This window comes from Parvularcula lutaonensis (assembly GCF_014651915.1).
Taxonomy (GTDB): domain Bacteria; phylum Pseudomonadota; class Alphaproteobacteria; order Caulobacterales; family Parvularculaceae; genus Parvularcula; species Parvularcula lutaonensis.
Genome location: NZ_BMXU01000001.1, coordinates 111,954 through 131,904, shown reverse-complemented (window position 1 = coordinate 131,904; position 19,951 = coordinate 111,954). Strand labels below are relative to the sequence as shown.

The window sequence follows — 19,951 nt, the reverse complement described above, 5'->3', positions numbered from 1 at the left end:
TCAGGCGGGCGTCCCTTGCCGAAACTCCTCAAATCCCTGGCCACCGTTTCCGGACTGACCCTGCTCTCGCGGCTCTTGGGCTTCGTGCGCCAGCTCATGATGGCAGGCATTATCGGCGCCTCAGGCACCCCCGTCGCCGACGCCTTCATGGCCGCCTTCCGCCTGCCCAACATGTTCCGCCGCCTCCTTGCAGAAGGCGCCTTCCAGGCCGCCTTCGTGCCCCTCTTCCAGGGAAAGGAAGCAGAGGGCGGCATCGAGGAGGCCCGCCGCTTCGCTGAAGATATTCTCGCCTGGCTCGTGGTGGTCCTGACGGTCCTGTCGGGCCTCGTCATGGTCTTTACGCCCGTGGCGATCTCGATCCTGACAAGCGGCTTCCGAGATGATCCCGAGCGCTTCAACCTCGCAGTGCTCTACGCCCGCATCATGTTCCCCTACCTCGCCTGCATGTCGGTGGTCGGGATCTATGGCGGCATGCTCAACGCCATCGGCCGCTTCGCCGTGGCCGCGGCCGCCCCGCTCCTTCTCAACATCTGCATGATCTCCGCGATGCTCGTCACTGCGCAGATGGATGTCGAGGTGACGGGCCTCACCCTTTCCTTCGCCGTTCTAGCAGCAGGGATCAGCCAGCTTTTCTGGCTGGTCTGGGGCGCCAGCCGGTCGAAGCTCCTCCTCAGGCTCAGGATCCCCCGCATCACAGCGTCCGCCAAGCGCATGGTCGCCCTTGGCACACCCGGCTTCATCGCCGCCTCGGCGCTGCAGGTGAACGCCATCGTCGGTACCAACATCGCCAGCCAGCAAATCGGTGCCGTCGCCTGGCTGGCCTATGCCGACCAGCTCTACCAGCTCCCCCTCGGCATCATCGGCATCGCCCTCGGCGTCGTCCTCATGCCCGCCATCGGCAGGGCCGTGAAATCGGGCGACGAGACCAAGGCCGCCCGCACCCTGCAGCAGGGCGTCCTCACCGCCCTCTTCTTCGCCGTGCCCGCCGCCGCGGGCCTCATCATGCTCGGCAGCTTCATCGCCGAAGCCCTGTTCCAAGACCTCGCAGGCGCCGCCACCAAATCCATCGGCGCAGGCGGCTCGGCCTTCAATGACACCGACGTCCAGATGGTCGGCGCGGCCCTCTTCATCTTCGGCTGGGGCGTCCCCGCTTTCGTCCTTCAGAAGGTGTTCGCCGCCGCCTATTTCGCCCGCGAAGACACCAAGACGCCGATGCGCTTCGCCCTCACGGCGATCGCCATCAACGCTGTCATCTCCATCGGCCTCTTCCCCTTCATCGCCTTCCTGAGCGTGCCCACAGGCACCGTCATCGCTGGCTGGACCGAGGTCATGCTTCTCTCCACCACCCTGCACAGGCGCGGCATCCTCAACTGGAAGCCCCTGATCCCGAGGCTCCTCGCCATGACCGTTGCCACGGCAGGCCTCGTCACAGGCCTTTGGTACGCCCTCGGCAACCGCGAAGCCCTCGAAGCCGTCTTCCTCGGCCAGAGCTGGCTCCTCCTCTTCGCCCTCGCAGGCGCAGGAGCCGTGGGCTACGGCCTCGTCAGCCTCCTCCTCGGCGCAGTCAAAGTCTCTGATCTCAAGCCGAAAGCCGGTTAACGCGAAAGCCGCCCCTGTTAACTCTTCACTATCCGGCCCATTCCCTGCATAGTGGAGGTCTTGGTCAGGGGAAGATCTTCATGGCGCGTTCGCTCGACCGCTCGGTCCGTTTCACCGGGGCAGGCGGAGCTGTCCTCAACATGCTCATCGTGCTGGCCCTCGTCGGTGCGATCGTCTGGTACCTCTCACCCTTCAGCCCGCAGCCGAACGATCTCCTGATCGAGGCGTTCAACGCCAACCCCTATCTCAACGGCCTCATCATCTTCGTCCTGCTGATCGGCGTGATGTACAATTTGCGCCAGGCGATGATGGTCAGCCCGGCGGTCAGCTGGATCAATAGTTTCCGGAACTCCGTCGACCCTTCGCGCACCCGGCTTCCCCGCGCGCCGATGCTCATCACCGCAGTTTCGCGGATGCTTCTCGACGCCGACGAGCGCGGCGGCAGGCTGTCCCAAGCCTCGACCCGTGCCATCCTCGACTCGGTTGGTCTGCGCATCGACGAAGGCCGCGAGATCGGCCGCTACGCCACCAACCTTCTCGTCTTCCTCGGCCTGCTCGGCACCTTCTGGGGCCTCCTCCAGACCGTGAATGGCGTCTCAGACGTCATTGGCAGCCTCGCTGGTACCTCGAACGGCAATGGCTCCGACGCGGTCGGAAGCCTCATCGCCAATCTCAACGAGCCGCTTTCCGGTATGGGCACGGCGTTCAGCTCGTCGCTCTTCGGGCTCGGTGGCTCTCTCGTCCTCGGCCTCCTCGATATCCAGGCCGGCCAGGCGCAAAACCGCTTCTATTCCGACCTCGAAGACTGGCTCTCGGGAATCACCGACACCACCACCGCCGGATCCGGCGGCGCGTCGGCCAGCTATTCCGAAGCCGACATCGACGCGACCCTCGATCGCCTTGAGAAGGCGATTTCCCGCCTCGCCTCCGCCCAGCACGAAGGCGCAGGCGCGGTGCAGCAGGAAATTCGCCAGCTCGGCCGCACCCTCCTCGAGGGCAAAGCTCCGAAGGGTCGCTAAGCGATGGCCCGGCGCCGTTCCCGCGGCGGTGACGCCGCCATATGGCCAGGCTTCGTCGATGGCCTGTCGAGCCTGATCCTTGTCCTGATGGTGGTGCTGTCGCTTTTCGTGGTGGCGCAGTTCTATCTTGGCGAGGAGCTCACCCAGAAGGATACCGAGCTTAACTCCCTCCGCGCCCAGATCGCCAAGCTGGCCGAGGACCTCGGCCTCGCCCGGGCCGACAAGACCCGCCTCGAACTCAGGATTGCGACCCTCGAGGATGAGCTCGCCGAGGGCGAGGCCCGCATTGCGCAGCTCACGGAAGAACTTGCCGTTGCAGGCAGTGCCATCGCCGCCAGCGCCGAAGAACTCGAAGCCGAAAAGGCCCTGACCGAAGAGCAGGCCTCCGAAATCGCCACCCTCAACGCCCAGCTCGCAGCGCTCAGGAAACAGCTGGCCAGCCTTCAAGAAGCACTGGAAGCCGCCGAGGCGAAAGATCTCGAACAGCAGGCGCAGATCGAGAACCTCTCCACCCGGCTCAATGCCGCCCTTGCAAGGAAAGTGCAGGAGCTGGCCGAAGTCCGCTCACGCTTCTTCGAAGCCCTGCGTGAGGCCCTTGGCGACCGCGATGACATTCGCGTCGTCGGTGACCGCTTCGTCTTTGAAAGCGATGTCCTCTTCGGAAGCTGCTCCGCCTCTCTTTCCGCACAAGGACGGATTGAACTGAAGAAACTTGCTGACGTGCTTCTTGAGATCCGCGGCCAGATCCCCTCCGAAATCGCATGGATCCTCCGCGTGGATGGCCACGCCGACCAGGAGCCCCTCGGCCCGGCCTGCCGCTTGCTCTATGACTCGAACTGGCACCTCTCCGCCGAGCGGGCGATCTCGGTCGTCCAATATCTCGAGAGCCAAGGCGTCCCGCCGAAACGGCTCGTCGCCGCAGGCTTCGGCGAGCACCAACCCCTCGTCCCGGGCCGCGACCCCGCCAGCCTCGCCATCAACCGCCGCATCGAGTTCAAACTCACCGAACGCTGATCCGTACGCCCCCAACCTCGCCCTCGGGGAGAGGTCAAAATCTCCGATTTCGGGTGAAGGCCACCTCTTACACTATCCGACGACTGATAAATCTCATGATCCGCCTTCTCGCAGCTGCATTGGCTCTCGCGGCCTGCGCAACGACCAGCGCGCCGGAACCGCACCCCGCCGCGCCGACCTCCACCACCGCCGACAAGATCCACAAGATCGCCGTCCGCCAGGCCTACCCCGCCTTCGAGCCTGACGAGGTGACGCTCAACGCGCTCAACGATCAGGGCACGACGGAAATTTCCGAGATCCTCACTGCCCTCGGCCTCAACGACCGCATCGAATACGTGACCTACGCGTCGATGGAGCAACGGGCGAAAGAACAGCCCGACACGCAGAACACGGAGCTTTCGCTGGACGGCACCATCGCCACGATCACGCCCGGCCCGTTCAACGCCCAGTCGCCCGCCACGATCAAAGCCAAAGTCGCCAAAGCCCTCGATCAAGGTGCAGAGCACCTCATCATTGACCTGCGCGATCATCAGGGCGGACTTCTCGACAGCGCCATCAGCATCGCCAACTTCTTCGTCAGCGGCGGCCCCCTCGGCTCCTACCGCAGCCGCGAGAGAGCCGATCCACGCATCTACATCGCGGAGCTCGGCGACATCCTCGACGGAAAACCCATCGCCGTACTGATCAACGAGAAGACCGCAACCGGCGCAGAATTCGTCGCGCTCGCCCTCCGCTCCCGCCGTGACGCCCTCCTCGTCGGAAAGACCTCCTTTGGCGAAGCCGGGATCAAGACCGTGCGCCCCCTGGGCCTTGAGGGCGACATCCTTCTCATCCGCACCGGCGAGCTTCTCGGTCCCGGCGGCGAAAGCTGGCAGGGCAGCGGCCTGACGCCGGACATCGAGAGCGATGACGCTGCGACCGCCGCCCGCGCAGCCCTCCTCCGCTAGGGACTTATCCCCGCCCGCTCCAGCCAGCGTATCCTACCCGTCCCTGCTGCTGTTCAGGACAATCCGGGTTCGTCACGGTTTGGCAGCGGGGCGGTGTTCCTTCGCTCTAGGATGACAACCCTGGGCGCTGGACGAGGGCTTAAAGTGCTCTGTGGGCCCCTCGCTAAAACACCGGGAGCGGACGCGAACGGCCCGCATACAAATTACATTAGAAGCGAGCCCTAGCGTCCGCTCCGGTCCCTGAGTTCCCAAAAACCGCCCACGGGCGGATATCGGCGCTGCTCCTCTCCACCCGTCATCCCGGAATTCGCGCAGCGAATATCCGGGACCCATCGCTGAAAGAGTGAGCGAGCGCGCCCGACGGCAGCAGCAGTCCATGGGTCCCGGCTCGCCTCCGGCGTCCGGGATGACGGGCTGAGATATCGGAGCGCCAACCACCTCAACAAACCCCCACGAATCAATGCGTGCATTCCGGTCAAGTCTCGACTAGGGGCGTCCAACGAATTCTTCCTGCTGCGAGGCAGGAGCGGCCGATGCCGGGCCATCCTGCCCGCCGGCCCCGACCGCATTGGACAACCCATGACCGCCATTACTGACGCGCCGGGCCTCCCGCCCGTCCTCTTTCGCGCCCTGAAATCAAAGGGCTATGACACCCTCACCGAGGTTCAGGATTCGATGCTCGCCCCCGAGCTCGCTGGCCGCGACCTCCTTGTCTCGGCCCAGACAGGCTCAGGCAAGACCGTCGCCTTCGGCCTCGCCCTCGGCGCCGATCTCCTCGACGAGGCTGGCCACCTGCCCCCCGCGGGTGACCCCGTCGCCCTCGCCGTGGCCCCGACCCGCGAGCTCGCCATGCAGGTCGCGCGGGAGCTGAGCTGGCTCTACGCCGAGGCTGGCGTGAAGGTCGCCACCTGCGTCGGCGGCATGGACGTCCGCGCGGAACGCCAGGCCCTTGGCCGGGGGGCCCAGATCGTTGTCGGCACCCCTGGCCGCCTGGTCGACCACATCAACCGCTACGCCCTGAGGCTCGACAACCTCCGGGCAGTCGTCCTCGACGAAGCCGACGAAATGCTGAACCTCGGCTTCCGCGAAGAACTCGAGGCCATCCTCGAAGCCTGCCCCGAAGAACGCCGCACCCTGATGTTCTCGGCCACCGTCGCGGGCGGCATCGCCAAGCTCGCAGGCAAGTACCAGACGGACGCCCTGCGCATCTCCGCCAGCGGTCCCCAGCGCCAGCACGACGACATCGCCTACCACGCGATGCTCACCGCCCAGCACGATACAGAGCGCGCGATCATCAACACCCTGCGTTTTCACGAGGCGGAGAACGCGATCGTCTTCTGCTCCACCCGTGCAGCCGTCGCCCGCCTGACAAGCCGTCTCGCCAATCGCGGTTTCTCCGTAGTCAGCCTTTCCGGAGAGCTCAGCCAGCAGGAGCGCACCAACGCCCTCCAGGCCATGCGTGACGGCAGGGCGAGGGTCTGCGTTGCCACCGACGTTGCCGCGAGAGGCATCGACCTCCCCGGCCTCGAACTCGTCATCCACGCCGACCTGCCGAAGAACCGCGAAGGCCTCCTCCACCGCTCGGGCCGGACAGGCCGCGCAGGCCGCAAGGGCACCAGCGTCCTCATCGTCCCGCCCCGCGCCCGCCGTTTTGTTGAGCGCCTCCTCGCCGAGGTGAAGGTCGATGCGCACTGGTCGAGCCCTCCCTCTGCCGACGAAGTCCGAGCGAGGGATGATCAACGCCTGCTCTCCGATCCGGTCCTGACCGAAGAGGCAGAGCCAAGCGATCTCGCCTCGCGCATCGCCGAAGCCTACTCCGCCGAACATCTCGCAGCCGCCATCGTCCGTATGCACCAGGCAGGCCGCTCGGCACCCGAAGAGATCTCAGAGGTCGCTGAAACCACCAAGCCGCGCGAGCGCAAGAAGCGCGACGAGATCGAGGACGCCGTCTGGATCACCCTGACCGTCGGCCGCAAACAGCGCGCGGAGCCGCGCTGGCTCCTGCCGATGCTCTGCAAGAACACCGGCATCAGAAAAGGCGCCATCGGTGCGATCCGCATCCAGGAAGAGACAACCTTCGTCCAGCTCGATGCCGAGGGTGCCTCCGACTTCCTGATCGGCATGGAACGCGGCAAGCAGATCGAGGAAGGCATTGAAGCCCGGCTCGCCAAAGGCCCTCCGCCGGCGGAACGCCGTGGTCCGAAACCGCCCTTCAAACCGCGCGGCAGGACCTCCGGAAAGAGCAACAAGCCCCGCTTTGACACGGCGAAGTCCGACAAGCCGAAGACGGACAAACCCTGGCGTCCCGAAGACACCGCGGTCCTTGCCGACACCCCGCCTGCCCTCAAACGCAAGCCGAAGAAAAGCAAGAAGCCGACCGACGGTCAGGGCCCGCGCAAGCGGCTCGATACGGGCAAGCCCTACAAGGCGAGGAAGAAGCGGACCGGCTAGGACTTATCCGCCCATGCTTCTAGCGTGGCAGGACATAGGTGACGGTGGCGTGGCTGACTGCTTTGTCTGATGCTTCGCCGCGCAGGTTGACCTCAGACACGACACTCGCACGGCCGAACTTCAGCACACGGCACTCCGCTTCCAGCCACGTGCTCTGGCAGGGGCGGAGGAAATTGATGTTGAGATTTGAGGTCAGGGCCATGGGCGTCAGGCCCATCCGGGTAAAGACGGCTACATAGGCCGCCGTATCGGCCATCGTCATCTGGGTCGGCCCGGAGACGAAACCACCCGGACGCAGGTGCTCGGCGCCGCAGTCGAGGCGAAGGATCACGCGATCCCTCTCCGCCAGCTTGACGTCAGGCAAGCTGCCGCTTTCGAAGCCTTTGGCCAGAAACGCATTGATCTCTTCGGCGGAGACTACGGAGGGCTCACTCGTCATAGGCTTCGATCTCCCGCATCACGCGATTGGCGTCGTCCCTCTGGATCCCGCTTACCAGGGCCATCCCTTCGTAAAACCCGAAAAAGCTCAGGATGGCGCCCGCGACTTCCGGATCGCTCCGCATACCTTCCAGATCGACACCGATGATCCGTTGGCTGTAGTTCCCGTCTTCATCGACCACGGCGTCGAATTCCGCATAGCGCAGCATCATCTCGGCATTGTCGTCGATCGACTGCATCTGCGACAGGAATGCGGCATTGATCGGCTCGATCTTCTGGTCGAACTGGACCAGCGCTTCGAGAAGCTCTGGGCTCTCGATCAGGCCCAGCGTCCCGGTCGCGACCATCTCCTGATAGGTCCCGGACGGGAAGACGGGCAGGCTCGAGGTCTGAATATCGGCAACGATGTTGACGAGATCGTCCTGCGGCACGTCACCTTCGCCCCGAATGATCTTGAACAATTCTCCGGCCCGGTTGGCCTTGCGCCTGTAATCCTCGGCAAGGATCTCGGCTTGTTCTGCAAGGGATTCAAACTCCGCATCGAGACGACCGATCAGGGCTTCAGCCTTTTGCCGCTCGATTCTTTCCTCGTTCCAGTTGCCCAGCGCAAGGCCGAGATAAATACCCAGCACGACAATAATCAGCTCAAAGAGCAACATAGCCCAGTCGCGACGCTCGGCGCTCCGGCGGATACTCGACATCATGAGAGGCCTCCCGGCCCCCAGAATAAGCAGTCTTCGCCGCCTCCGCCCAGCCCTTCACACTGTTGAGAACATATGCCGAACATCCTTTGACTCCCGGGCAGTGTTCTGGAATCGTTCCGTATGGAATCCTTAAGCCCCACCACGCGTGCGAAAGCCCGCCTCGCGGACGGTTTGCCCGGCCTCAGCTTCGGGCGGCTGCACGAGGTCGCAGGCAGCGCGTCGCTCAGCTTCCTTGCCCTCGCGATCGCTGCTGCGGGCGGGCGGGCTGTCTGGGCTTTGCGCTTCGGGACGGGGGAGCCGCATACCCATGGACTCGCGGCATTCCTCGATCCCGCGGCGCTCCTCTTTGTCCACGTCCATGATGTCCGGGACATCCTCTGGGCGGCAGAGACATCCTTGCGCTCGGGCAGTGTCTCCAGCGTTCTTCTGGAACTGCCCCGCCCGCCCAGCCTCACCGAAAGCCGGCGCCTGCAACTGGCGGCGGAGGCAGGCGGGACCATAGGCCTTCTCGCCTGTCCGGAGCATGAGCGCCCGACCGCCGCGACGACCCGCTGGGTGTGTCATCAACGCCCGAACCCCGATCCTGACTCGACTCGCTGGGCTTGGAGCCTTAAAAAGAACAAAGAAGGAACATACGGGTCGTGGGATGTCACGTGGAGTTGGAAAACGCGTTCTTTATCTGTGGCTTCACAGGCTGGCAGCGGACCAGGCGCGGCGGCGTGACGGTCTCGATGCGGCCGAACCCTTTGCCGTGGTGACCGAGAGCAAAGGCACGCTTAGGCTCAAGGTCCTGAACCGCGCGGCGGAGGAGATCGGCCTCACCCCCGGCACCGCCCTCGCCGATGCGCGCGCCGCGGTGCCCCATCTCCTGACCCGGGTGGAGGACCCCGTGCGAGAGGAGCGCCTGCTTACTGCCCTTCACCGCTGGGCCCACCGCTTCACCCCCTTCGTGGCAGTGGAGAGGCCCGACGCGCTGGTGCTCGACATCTCCGGCTGCGCCCATATCTTCGGCGGCGAGGAGGCGATGCTGCTCGAAGTCCGTCAGCAGGCAGAAGACCTTGGTTTCGACAGCCGCGCAGCTCTTGCCGATACCAAGGGCGCGGCACGCGCTCTCGCCCGCTTCTCAGGCCACGAGGCGCAAATCGCCCCGGCGGGCAAGACATGGGAAATGCTGCAGCGCCTGCCGGTCGCAGCGCTGGGTCAAGACAGCCGACACTTGAGGCGGCTCGGCCTCAAGACCCTTGCCGATGTCGCGCGTCTTCCTGGTGCGGAGCTTACCAAGCGCTTCGGCGCCGATCTCGGGCGCAAGCTCGAGGAAGCCCTGGGGCGAAGCGCCACCCCCGTCGCCCCCACCGAAGCGAAGAAGCGTTACTCCGCACGGCTCAGTTTTCCCGAACCTATTGGCTTCACTGATGACGTGACGGCAGGCGTCGAGAAGATCGTCACCGCCCTCTGCGAGAAGCTGGAGAAGGACGGTCGCGGTACCACGGCGCTGGAGCTGATCGTTCAGAAGGCGGACAGCTCCTCCGAAAGCTACACCATCGGCATGGCCCGCCCGACCATCGATCGCGCGGCGATCATGCGCCAGTGGAGCCCGGTGATCGGCAGGCTCGACGCAGGCTTCGGCATCGACGTCCTGCGTATCATCGTCCGCGGCCACGGCCCGCTCGAGGTCAAGCAGTCCGGCATGGGCGAGGTGACAAAAAAGGGCAGCATCGATGACCTCATCGGCACGCTTGGCAACCGCCTCGGCTTTGATCGCGTAACCAAGCCCCTTCCTGCGGAGAGCCACCTGCCCGGCTTTAACGAAGCGCGGGTGCCAGCGATCGCGCAGCCTCGGCCAGGGCAGTGGTCAAGGCCCTCCGCCCCCGGACCTTTACGGCTTTTCCCCGGACAGCCGGTGGAGCCTCTTGCACCCGGAAGGCCGCCCGAGCGCTTCCGCTGGCGCGGCAAGGCTTTCAAGCTCAAGCGATCGGACGGCCCCCGCCGGGTGCTGCCCGAATGGTGGCACGACGATCCCCGCCGCCACGAGGCGCGCGACTATTGGCGCGTGGAAACAGCGAGCGGGGAACGCCTCTGGCTCGGCGCCGACCCCGAGCCCGGAGCGAAACGTAAGTGGTCGGTTTACGGAGAACTCCCCTGATGCTGGTGCGCCATGTACGCCGAACTCGCCATCACGTCGAACTTCACGTTTCTCACAGGTGCATCGCACCCTGAGGAATATGCTGTCTGGGCAAAGGAACGCGGTCTTTCTGCGATAGGCCTTGCGGACACGAACACCTTTGCCGGGCTTGTCCGCGCCCATGTGGCGGCGAAGGAGGCGGGCGTCCGCTATCTGCCCGGCGTACGGCTCCGGTTCACCTGCGGCATGGAGGTGATCGCCTACCCAAAGGACCGCAACGCCTACGGAGGGATGTCAAAGCTCCTCACCCTCGGCAAGCGCAGGACGGTGAAGGGCCAATGCGAGATCTTCCCGGCGGACCTCGAGAAGCATGATTTCGGCAAGGGTTCGGTCCTGATCGCGGACACGACGTCGAAGCTCGACCTCGACGCCCTCGCCCGCTGGAAGAAACGCTTCGGCGAAGATATCTATCTCTCCCTCGCGCCGCTCTATGATGGCGAGGACCAGAGGCGCTTCGAACAGGCCCGTCAGCTCTCGGAGGATCTGGGCGTTCCCCTCGTCGCCACAGGCAATGTCCTGATGCACCGGGCCAGACGCCGGGCGCTGGCCGATATTCTCTCCTGCATCCGCGAGAAGACGACGATCGACAGGCTCGGCCTCAAGGCCCTGCCGAATGCCGAACGGCGCCTCAAGACGCCCTTCGAGATGCGGCGACTTTATACGGACTACCCCGATGCCCTCGCCAACACCCTGAAGATCGCCGAGGCCTGCACCTTCTCCCTCGACGAGTTGCGCTACGAATATCCCGAAGAAGTCAGCCGTGGGCAGGACCCTGACGAGCGCCTGCGCACCCTGACCGAGCGGGGTCTTGGAAGGCGGTACCCTGATGGTGTGCCGCTCAAGGTGCAGGCAATGGTGGAGAAGGAACTGCGGCTGATCCGTCAGATGGACTATGCGCGCTATTTCCTGACCGTCCATGACGTGGTCCGCTTTGCCCGGTCCAAGGACATCCTGTGCCAGGGGCGCGGCTCGGCCGCGAACTCGGTGGTCTGCTATGCTCTCGGCGTCACGTCGGTCAGCCCGGAACTCATCACCATGGTATTCGAGCGCTTCGTCTCCGAAGCGCGCAACGAGCCGCCAGATATCGACATCGACTTCGAGCACGAGCGGCGCGAGGAGGTGATCCAGCATATCTACCAGAAATATGGCCGTCACCGCGCAGGACTCTGCGCCACCGTGATACACTTTCGTCTGCGTGCAGCCATTCGTGAAGTGGGGAAGGCGCTGGGCCTCTCAGCCGATGCCATCAATTCCCTCAGCTCACAGATCTGGGGCTGGTCGGAGAGCGGTCTCAAGGACGAACGGATCGAAGCGGCGGGGCTCCAGAAGACAGACCGCAGGGTGCGCCTTCTCGGCATGCTGGTGCAGGAACTGGTCGGATTTCCTCGCCACCTTTCCCAGCATGTGGGCGGTTTCGTCATCACCAAGGGGCGGCTCGACGAACTTTGCCCGATCGAGAATGCGGCCATGGAGGACCGCACGGTCATCGAGTGGGACAAGGACGATATCGACGCCCTTGGCATCCTTAAGGTCGATGTCCTGGCTCTCGGTATGCTGACCTGTATCGCCAAGAGTTTCAAACTTCTCGAAGAGTGGAAGGGAGAGCCCTACACCCTTGCGACCCTGCCGCCTGAGGACCCGGTGGTCTATGACATGCTTTGCGAAGGGGATACGGTGGGCCTCTTCCAGGTGGAAAGCCGTGCCCAGATGAACTTCCTGCCGCGCATGCGCCCACGGGAGTTCCGGGACTTGATTATCGAGGTCGCAATCGTCCGCCCAGGTCCTATCCAGGGCGACATGGTGCATCCCTATCTCAGGCGCAGGCGCGGTGAGGAGGTGGTGGAGTACCCATCCAAAGAGCTCGAAGCCGTGCTCGAGCGGACGCTCGGCGTGCCGCTTTTCCAGGAGCAGGTGATGCAGATCGCTGTGGTCGCGGCAGGCTTCACGCCTTCCGAGGCCGACCAGCTTCGCCGCTCGGTGGGGACTTTCCGGGGCTCAGGCGATGTGGGCAAGTTTCGCGAGAGGTTTGTCACGGGCGCTGTCGAACGCGGCTATGATTATGAGTATGCGGTCAAATGCTTCGAGATGCTGGAAGGCTTCTCTGGCTACGGATTTCCCGAGAGCCACTCGGCGAGCTTTGCGCTTCTCGTCTATGCCTCAGCATGGCTGAAGCGGCACCATCCGGAGATCTTCACCTGCGCCCTTCTTAACAGCCAGCCTATGGGCTTCTACGCACCCGCCCAATTGGTGGCGGATGCGCGGCGGCATGGGGTGATCGTCCTGCCGATCGATATCCAGAAGAGCACCTGGGACCATGCCCTCGAACCCGACGGACACGGACGGCTGGCGATCAGGCTCGGATTTCGCCAGCTCAAGGGGTTCAAGGAGGATGAGGCGCACGCGATCTCCGGCGCGCGCGGCGCAGGCTACCGCTCGATCCAGGATGTCTGGACACGGACGGGGGTGAAGCCTGGCTGCCTGACCAAGCTTGCCGAGGCGGATGCCTTCGCACCCTTCGGTATCGACCGACGGCAGGCCCTGTGGCAGGCGCAGGCAATCAAGAACGAAGCCCCACCGCTTCTCGCAGCGCTCGAGGCCGAGGAACGGGTGGCAAAGGCGGCCCTGCCCGCGCCGGCCAAGAGCGAGGATGTCTTCGAGGATTACGTCAGTACGCGCTTGACCCTGCGTGAGCACCCGGTCCTCCTCCTCAACAATGCCCTCAGCCCCGAGCGACGGCTTCTCAAATCCGCAGCCCAGCGCGAGGTGCCCGAGAAGAGCCGCCAGACCGTGGCCGGCCTTGTCACGACGCGGCAACGTCCGGGTACGGCAAGCGGCGTGATCTTCATCACGCTGGAGGACGAGACCGGCAGTATCAACGTCATCGTCTGGCCCAAGACGTTCGAGCGCCACAGGCGCGAGGTGATGACGGGACGTCTCCTCAAGATCTCAGGCGAGGTCCAGCGTGAGGGACTTGTCACCCATATCGTCGCGCACCGGATCGAGGACTGCTCCTCTATGCTCGAGACACTGGGCGACGCCGACGCCTATGGCGCGACCATCGACCCGACCTGGGAAAGCCAGGACGAAGCGCGTCGTCCGGGCCCGAACAATGTCCAGCAGCCTGCGCGGAAACAACCCAAGGCCTTGCCGGCCAAGCCCAGCGTCGCGCATCCGAGGGAGCAGGCCAAACGGCTCTTCGCCAGCCGCGATTTCCACTAGGCCCGGAGCTTCTCCGCCGCCGCCACGAAACCGTCCACGTCGGCTGGCGAAACGATAAGATCGCGGCTGTTCGGCCGCTCGATCCTGACGGCAGGATAAAGACGCGTCGCCCGGACGGAGACGGTATCGCCGCTCTTCGTCCTGAAGGTTCCCCAGTGCCCGAAGAGACCGCTGCCGCCAAAAAGGCGCAAGCCCGGTGCTTCGGATGGCTGGATCGCGCGCACTGTGCCGATCTGGTCCAGAGGGATGCGCGAGCCGCCTGCGCCGGTTTCGATCAGCAGCCCCTCGCTCGACAGCTTATAGGCTTTCGGCATCGCGGCCCAACTCGCGATGCTGCTCACGAGAAGGACAAGCCCTACCGCCTGTGTCCCGCGCTCGGCGAGGTCGCCATCCGGCCCGATCATCGTGGGAAGAAACAGGAGAGCAAGGGACAGAAGCACCGTGACTGGCGTCAAAACCCTTGAAATCCCATCGAGCGGGGCACTCCTGAATACCATAAAGCTCTCACTTTCGCGCCATTAACGGCTCGGAAACCAAGTAAATTAGAGAGTGGGAAACCATTCCCACGATTGGCATGCCGATTGCACTTGCTTTTCCCACGCATGGGCGCAAGGTCCCATGCCCGGAGGCCCAGATGATCGACACAGAGACGCTCTTACGACGCGCCGAGAGGCTGAGCGAGAGCACTGGCCTGTCTCTCACCACCATTTCCCGCAAGCTCCTCAATGACGGAAAGGGGCTTGCCCGCATCAAGAACGGGGGCGGAATGACCGAAAAAACCCTAGAGCAGGCGTCCAGGAGGCTCGACGAGCTGGAAGTCGCCGAAACACCGCGGGCCAAGGGCCTGCTGTCGCCCGAAGCGATGACCCACCTCGACAGGCTCGAGGCGGAATCGATCCACATCATGCGCGAGGTCGTCGCCGAGGTGGAGAACCCGGTGATGCTGTATTCGATCGGCAAGGACTCTGCCGTGATGCTGCATCTCGCGCTCAAGGCCTTCTACCCTTCGAAGCCGCCCTTCCCGCTCCTCCATGTCGATACGACGTGGAAGTTCCGCGAGATGATCGAGTTCCGCGACAAGCTCGCGGAGCGGCTTGGCCTCGAACTCCGTGTCTGGACGAACCAGGAAGGCGTGAAGGCTGGTGTTGGTCCGTTCACGCATGGCTCTGCAGTCCACACGGACATCATGAAGACCCAGGCCCTGAAGCAGGCCCTTGACCACTACAAGTTCGACGCTGCCTTCGGCGGCGCGCGCCGAGATGAAGAAAAGTCTCGCGCGAAAGAGCGGATTTTCAGCTTCCGCACGGCGGACCACCGCTGGGATCCCAAATCGCAGCGCCCTGAGCTCTGGAACATCTACAACACCCGCACCGCGCCGGGCGAATCGATCCGCGTCTTCCCGCTGTCGAACTGGACCGAGCTCGACATCTGGCAATACATCGCTCGCGAGAATATCGAGATCGTGCCGCTCTACCTCGCTGCGAAGCGCCCGGTCGTCGAGCGTGACGGTACGCTGATCATGGTCGATGACGACCGTATGCCGATCCACGAAGGCGAGAAAGTCGAAGAGAAGATGGTCCGTTTCCGGACCCTTGGCTGCTACCCCCTCACCGGTGCGGTCGAGTCCGAAGCCAACACCCTTCCGCAGATCATCGAGGAAATGCTCCTCTCACGAAGCTCCGAACGCCAGGGCCGGGTTATCGACCACGACCAGTCGGCGTCGATGGAGAAGAAAAAGCAAGAGGGATACTTCTGATGAGTGACGTCTTCAAAGATGGCGACGACATCCACGAGTACCTCGCCACGCACGAAAAGAAGGACATGCTGCGCTTCCTGACCTGCGGGTCGGTGGATGACGGCAAGTCGACCCTCATCGGTCGCCTCCTTCACGACGCCAAATCGATCTTCGACGACCAGCTCGAAACGCTCGGCTCGGACAGCAAGAAGTTCGGCACGCAAGGCGGCGAGATCGACTTCGCCCTCCTTGTCGATGGCCTGGCTGCGGAGCGCGAGCAAGGGATCACGATCGATGTCGCATACCGCTTCTTCTCGACCGAGAAGCGCAAGTTCATCGTTGCCGATACGCCCGGCCACGAGCAGTATACGCGCAACATGGCTACCGGTGCCTCGACGGCTGATCTCGCGATCATCCTGATCGATGCCCGCCACGGCGTTCTTCCGCAAACGAAGCGTCACAGCTTCATCTGCTCGCTCCTTGGCATCCGCCATGTCGTCGTCGCCATCAACAAGATGGATATCGTGGACTTCCGCGAGGACAAGTTCCGCGAGATCGAGGAAGCCTATCGCGAATTCGCCAAGCCGCTGGGCTTCAAGACGATCACCTGCATGCCCCTTTCGGCGCTCAAGGGTGACAACATCCTGACCAAGTCTCCAAACACTCCGTGGTATGATGGTGCGGCGCTGCTCCCCTATCTCGAGACGGTCGATACCTCGAGGGATGAAGAGCAACCCTTCCGTATGCCCGTGCAGTGGGTGAACCGGCCGAATCTCGACTTCCGCGGCTTTGCCGGCACGGTGGTCTCTGGCCGGGTCGCACCGGGCGACGAAGTGGTGATCCTGCCGTCGGGCAAACGCACCAAGGTGAAGAGCATCGTGACCCGTGAGGGCGATCTGGCCTTTGCCGACAAGAACCGTGCGGTGACCCTGACCCTGGAAGACGAAGTCGACGCCAGCCGTGGGGATGTCATCGCCGCCGCCGCCCAGCCTGCAGAACAGGCTGGCCAGCTTCAGGCGAAGATCCTCTGGATGGACGATGAGGAGATGCTGCCGGGACGGCAATACATCCTCAAATCGAACAACAGGATGATCCCGGCACAGATCACCGATCTCAAGCACCGCATCGACGTCAACACGCTGGAGCACCTCTCCGGCAAGACGCTCAAGCTGAACGAGATCGGCGAATGCAACCTGTCGCTGACCCAGCGCCTGGTCTTCGATCCGTACAGTGAGAACCGGGCCATGGGCTCGTTCATCCTGATCGATCGCCTGACGAACCATACGGTTGGCGTCGGCATGATCGATTATGCCCTGCGCCGTTCGAAGAACGTGCACTGGCAGGCCGTGGACGTGAACAAGGACAGCCGCCGCAAGATGCTCGGCCAGAAATCGGCCATGCTGTGGTTCACCGGGCTTTCGGGTTCCGGCAAATCGACGGTGGCGAACCTCGTCGAGAAACGCCTGCACGACCTTGGCAAGCTCACCTACCTGCTTGACGGCGATAATGTCCGCCATGGCCTCAACCGCGACCTCGGCTTCACCGATGCCGACCGCGTGGAGAATATCCGCCGCGTTGGCGAAGCAGGCAAGCTGATGGTGGATGCCGGGCTTATCACGCTTGTCTCCTTCATCTCGCCGTTCCGCTCGGAGCGCCGGGCCGTCCGTGAGCGGATGGAAGACGGGGAGTTCATCGAGATCTTTATCTCAACCCCGCTCGAAGTTGCCGAGCAGCGCGATGTGAAGGGCCTCTACGCCAAGGCGCGTAAGGGTGAGATCAAGAACTTCACGGGCATCGACAGCCCCTATGAAGAGCCGGAGAACCCGGACATCGAGATCGACACCTCCGAAGTAGCCGCCGAGAAAGCAGCCGAGATGATCGTCGAATATCTCGACAGGAACGGCTATCTCGAAGGCTGATGGCGCCGGACGACGATCGGCAAAGGGGCGGCTTCCTGCCGCCCCTTTTTCATTGGCGGGGCAGCATCGCCTCGAGGGTCGAGAGCTCGTCCGCCTCTGCAGCCGGCTTGTCCCAGCGAAGCCGGTTGATCCGCGGAAAGCGCATCGCGACCCCCGACTTGTGCCGCGGAGAACGGTTGAGGCCCTCGAAGGCCACCTCGAAGACAAGGCCGTGGTCGCGCGAAGCCTTCACCGAGCGGACGGGTCCGAAGCGCTCCACCGTGTTGTCGCGTACGAACTTGTCGATCTTCTTGAGTTCCTGGTCCGTGTACCCATGATAAGCCTTGCCGACGGGGACCAGCTCGTCCCCGCGCCAGCAGCCGAACGTATAGTCTGAGTAGAAACTCGAACGCTTGCCATGCCCGCGCTGGGCATACATCAGAACCGCATCGATGAGGAACGGCTCCTTCTTCCACTTCCACCAAGGCCCCTTGGGGCGACCGGGGACGTAAGGAGCGTCTCTGGACTTGAGCATGACGCCTTCGATCGCATCGATGGGCGGTTCCGCCCGGAGCCTGGCCAGTTCGTCCCAGTCAGCAGCTTCGATCCGTTTACTGAGATCGACGCGCGGCAGGCCCTCGCCGATGACTGCTTCGAGGCGCCGACGACGCTCCTCAAGCGTCAGGGTCCTGAGATCCTCGCCCTCTTCCCACAATATGTCATAGGCGCGGACGAAGGCGGGATGGGTCTTCAGCATCTTCGCCGACACTTTCTTGCGGTTGAGCCTCTGCTGGAGGTCATTGAACGGACGAACAGCGAAATGGTCGGTGGTGTCGGGGTCGAAGACCAGGAGCTCTCCATCGAGCGCGGCATTAGCAGGGAAGCCTTCGATCACGTCGGGGAATGCATCCGAGATGTCATCGCCGGTGCGTGAGTAGAGCCTTGCCTCGCCACCCTCGCGCACGAGTTGCACGCGGATACCGTCCCACTTCCACTCCGCCGCCATTCTGTCGAGGTCGATCTTCGGCTTGTCCGCTTCTTCAACGGGATGGCTGAGCATGACCGGACGGAACGGGGCCTTCATCGCATTGACCGGCTTCTCAGCACCGCCTTCGAGCCAGGCGAAGAGCTCCGTATAGGGCGGCTTGAGACCGTGCCAGAGCTCTTCGAGCTCCTGCGGCTCCTTCCCGCCAAACTCTGCGAGTGCAAGCTTCACAAGCCGGGAAGCGACGCCGATCCTGAGGCCGCCGGAGATGAGCTTGATAAGCGCCCAGCGGCCACTCGCGTCCAGGGCATCGAACCATTGTTCGACAATTGCGGGCGCTTCGGTCCGGCTGGCGCTGTTCAGGGTTTCGATCACCTCTGAAAGCGACGGCTGGCGGTTCGCTCCGTGCTCAGCAGGCCAAATGAGAGCTGCAGCCTCGGCCGTGTCACCGACATAGTCGCGGGAGAGGTCGAACAGGACCTCGTCCACTCTCGAAGCGATGACCCCGCGGATCGCCGCCATCTTCACCGACCTGATCTCGAGGTCGCGCGTGATGGCGGCAACGGCCCAGCCGCGCTCCGGGTCCGGCACCTCCCGGAAATACTCAGTCAGTAGCCGGATTTTCCCGTTTCGCGAAGGCGTGAAGATCAGGCGGTCGAGGAGTTCGGCGAAGCGGTTCACTCAGCGTCCTCCTCATAGCCGACGAGATGAAGGGCCTTGGCCCGCCTGCCCTCGAGCTCTGCCCAGCGGACGAGCGCGTCCTCCCGGCCGTGGGTGACCCAAAGCTCGGCCGGGTCGACCTCGCGAACCGTGTTGGTCAGCTCTTCCCAGTCGGCATGGTCGGACATGATGATCGGCAACTCGACACCGCGTTGCTTCGCACGCTGACGAACACGCATCCATCCGCTGGCGAAAGCCGGGACAGGATCGGGGAATCGCCGGGCCCAGGTCGACTGCATGGCCGAGGGCGGGCAGATAATGATCTCGCCGGCGAAGCGGTCTTTCTCACCCTTCTCCTTCTCAATCGTCGCGGGGAGCAGCGGTCCGAGAGGGACGCCGAGTTCCTCATAGAGATCGCAGAGCCGCTTCATCGCGCCATGGATATAGATCGGCTTGTCGTAGCCCTCTTCGCGCAGATGGCAGATCAGCCGCTGGGCCTTGCCCAGCGCATAGGCACCGATGAGGTGCGCGCGCTCGGGGAACTGCTCGGTCGAGCGGATGAGCTTGCGCGCCTCCCCTGCCGTGTCCGGATGGATGAAGACCGGCAGGCCAAAGGTCGCCTCGGAGATGAGGACGTCGCATTCCACCGGCTCGAAGGCGGCACAGGTCGGGTCGCGGCGACGCTTGTAGTCGCCGGTCGTGACGATCCGTATGCCGCGATGCTCCACCACGGCCTGGGCGGAACCGAGGACATGGCCGGCGGGCACGAGCCAGATGGTCACACCGTTCACCTCGACCACCTCTCCGTAGGCCAAGGGCTGGCGTTTTTCGGTGAACACCTCGCCGTAGCGCACGGCCATGATGGCCAGTGTCTCCGGCGTAGCAAGGACGGCACCGTGCCCTGCGCGCGCGTGGTCGGCATGGCCATGGGTGATGATCGCCCGTCCGACAGGCTGGACGGGGTCAATGTAGAAATCTCCCGGCGGGCAGTAGAGCCCGGCAGGCGTGGGATGCAGGAGTTCACTCGGCTTCACGAAGGAAATGTATGCGTCAGCGCGCGCGGCTCAACTGAGGCGGATCGCTGCGCTGGATGATTGACT

Annotated in this window: 15 protein-coding genes; 9 read left to right on the top strand and 6 right to left on the bottom strand. The window is 63.9% G+C overall.

What is annotated here, in order from left to right:
* Nucleotides 1-15: 15 nt before the first annotated feature.
* The 5 genes from murJ (at nt 16) to IE053_RS00575 (ending at nt 7,030) form a co-directional block, all read left to right on the top strand.
* Nucleotides 16-1,599, top strand: coding sequence for a murein biosynthesis integral membrane protein MurJ (gene murJ / locus IE053_RS00595; protein ID WP_189570439.1), 1,584 nt, complete (start codon nt 16-18; stop codon nt 1,597-1,599).
* An 80-nt stretch (nt 1,600-1,679) separates the two neighbouring features.
* Nucleotides 1,680-2,618: a hypothetical protein gene (locus IE053_RS00590; RefSeq protein ID WP_189570437.1), complete on the top strand. Its 939-nt coding sequence runs from the start codon at nt 1,680-1,682 to the stop codon at nt 2,616-2,618.
* A 3-nt stretch (nt 2,619-2,621) separates the two neighbouring features.
* Nucleotides 2,622-3,632: a peptidoglycan -binding protein gene (locus IE053_RS00585; RefSeq protein WP_189570435.1), complete on the top strand. Its 1,011-nt coding sequence runs from the start codon at nt 2,622-2,624 to the stop codon at nt 3,630-3,632.
* Between the two features lie 95 nt (nt 3,633-3,727).
* A complete protein-coding gene (locus IE053_RS00580) occupies nt 3,728-4,579 on the top strand; it encodes a S41 family peptidase (protein ID WP_189570433.1) in 852 nt (283 codons plus the stop codon).
* A 588-nt stretch (nt 4,580-5,167) separates the two neighbouring features.
* The gene (locus IE053_RS00575) at nt 5,168-7,030 is read left to right on the top strand and encodes a DEAD/DEAH box helicase (protein ID WP_189574594.1); all 1,863 of its coding nucleotides are present in this window, start codon (nt 5,168-5,170) and stop codon (nt 7,028-7,030) included.
* 19 nt (nt 7,031-7,049) lie between these two features.
* On the opposite strand, the gene IE053_RS00570 is transcribed toward IE053_RS00575, so the two are convergent.
* The 3 genes from IE053_RS00570 to IE053_RS00560 form a co-directional block, all read right to left on the bottom strand.
* Nucleotides 7,050-7,469, bottom strand: a complete 420-nt coding sequence (locus tag IE053_RS00570; RefSeq protein ID WP_189570431.1) for a PaaI family thioesterase — start codon at nt 7,467-7,469, stop codon at nt 7,050-7,052.
* Nucleotides 7,459-8,172, bottom strand: coding sequence for a hypothetical protein (locus IE053_RS00565; protein WP_189570429.1), 714 nt, complete (start codon nt 8,170-8,172; stop codon nt 7,459-7,461). The genes IE053_RS00570 and IE053_RS00565 overlap by 11 nt, the downstream gene beginning before the upstream one ends.
* Before the next feature lie 129 nt (nt 8,173-8,301).
* Nucleotides 8,302-8,697, bottom strand: a complete 396-nt coding sequence (locus tag IE053_RS00560) for a hypothetical protein (protein ID WP_189570427.1) — start codon at nt 8,695-8,697, stop codon at nt 8,302-8,304.
* A gap of 121 nt (nt 8,698-8,818) precedes the next feature.
* Between IE053_RS00560 and IE053_RS00555 the strand changes: the two genes are divergently transcribed.
* Together IE053_RS00555 and IE053_RS00550 are read left to right on the top strand one after the other, a co-directional pair.
* On the top strand, nt 8,819-10,315 hold the full coding sequence (locus IE053_RS00555) for a DUF6504 family protein (RefSeq protein ID WP_189570426.1): 1,497 nt from the start codon (nt 8,819-8,821) through the stop codon (nt 10,313-10,315).
* Nucleotides 10,316-10,327: 12 nt separating this feature from the next.
* The gene (locus tag IE053_RS00550) at nt 10,328-13,573 is read left to right on the top strand and encodes an error-prone DNA polymerase (RefSeq protein ID WP_189570424.1); all 3,246 of its coding nucleotides are present in this window, start codon (nt 10,328-10,330) and stop codon (nt 13,571-13,573) included.
* Here the strand turns inward: IE053_RS00550 and IE053_RS00545 are convergent.
* Nucleotides 13,570-14,070 carry a PH domain-containing protein gene (locus IE053_RS00545; protein WP_189570422.1) on the bottom strand — a complete coding sequence of 167 codons (501 nt, stop codon included), beginning with the start codon at nt 14,068-14,070 and terminating at the stop codon, nt 13,570-13,572. The genes IE053_RS00550 and IE053_RS00545 overlap by 4 nt on opposite strands.
* Before the next feature lie 365 nt (nt 14,071-14,435).
* Between IE053_RS00545 and cysD the strand changes: the two genes are divergently transcribed.
* Together cysD and cysN are read left to right on the top strand one after the other, a co-directional pair.
* Complete coding sequence (gene cysD / locus IE053_RS00540; RefSeq protein ID WP_189574591.1) at nt 14,436-15,329, top strand: sulfate adenylyltransferase subunit CysD; 894 nt, start codon at nt 14,436-14,438, stop codon at nt 15,327-15,329.
* On the top strand, nt 15,329-17,227 hold the full coding sequence (cysN, locus tag IE053_RS00535; RefSeq protein WP_189570420.1) for a sulfate adenylyltransferase subunit CysN: 1,899 nt from the start codon (nt 15,329-15,331) through the stop codon (nt 17,225-17,227). Before cysD ends, cysN begins: the two co-directional genes overlap by 1 nt.
* Before the next feature lie 49 nt (nt 17,228-17,276).
* Here cysN and IE053_RS00530 read toward each other — a convergent pair whose 3' ends face one another.
* Both IE053_RS00530 and IE053_RS00525 read right to left on the bottom strand, forming a co-directional pair.
* A complete protein-coding gene (locus IE053_RS00530) occupies nt 17,277-18,872 on the bottom strand; it encodes a cisplatin damage response ATP-dependent DNA ligase (protein WP_189570418.1) in 1,596 nt (531 codons plus the stop codon).
* Nucleotides 18,869-19,885: a ligase-associated DNA damage response exonuclease gene (locus tag IE053_RS00525; RefSeq protein WP_189570416.1), complete on the bottom strand. Its 1,017-nt coding sequence runs from the start codon at nt 19,883-19,885 to the stop codon at nt 18,869-18,871. Before IE053_RS00525 ends, IE053_RS00530 begins: the two co-directional genes overlap by 4 nt.
* Between the last annotated feature and the right edge of the window lie 66 nt (nt 19,886-19,951).

Coding starts and splice junctions, on each gene's coding strand:
- IE053_RS00545 (WP_189570422.1), bottom strand. CDS start 14,070: ATGGTATTCAGGAGTGCCCCGCTCGATGGGATTTCAAGGGTTTTGACG.
- IE053_RS00570 (WP_189570431.1), bottom strand. CDS start 7,469: ATGACGAGTGAGCCCTCCGTAGTCTCCGCCGAAGAGATCAATGCGTTT.
- IE053_RS00585 (WP_189570435.1), top strand. CDS start 2,622: ATGGCCCGGCGCCGTTCCCGCGGCGGTGACGCCGCCATATGGCCAGGC.
- IE053_RS00580 (WP_189570433.1), top strand. CDS start 3,728: ATGATCCGCCTTCTCGCAGCTGCATTGGCTCTCGCGGCCTGCGCAACG.
- IE053_RS00590 (WP_189570437.1), top strand. CDS start 1,680: ATGGCGCGTTCGCTCGACCGCTCGGTCCGTTTCACCGGGGCAGGCGGA.
- IE053_RS00565 (WP_189570429.1), bottom strand. CDS start 8,172: ATGATGTCGAGTATCCGCCGGAGCGCCGAGCGTCGCGACTGGGCTATG.
- IE053_RS00560 (WP_189570427.1), bottom strand. CDS start 8,697: ATGCTCCGGACAGGCGAGAAGGCCTATGGTCCCGCCTGCCTCCGCCGC.
- IE053_RS00555 (WP_189570426.1), top strand. CDS start 8,819: ATGTCACGTGGAGTTGGAAAACGCGTTCTTTATCTGTGGCTTCACAGG.
- cysN (WP_189570420.1), top strand. CDS start 15,329: ATGAGTGACGTCTTCAAAGATGGCGACGACATCCACGAGTACCTCGCC.
- IE053_RS00550 (WP_189570424.1), top strand. CDS start 10,328: ATGTACGCCGAACTCGCCATCACGTCGAACTTCACGTTTCTCACAGGT.
- cysD (WP_189574591.1), top strand. CDS start 14,436: ATGACCCACCTCGACAGGCTCGAGGCGGAATCGATCCACATCATGCGC.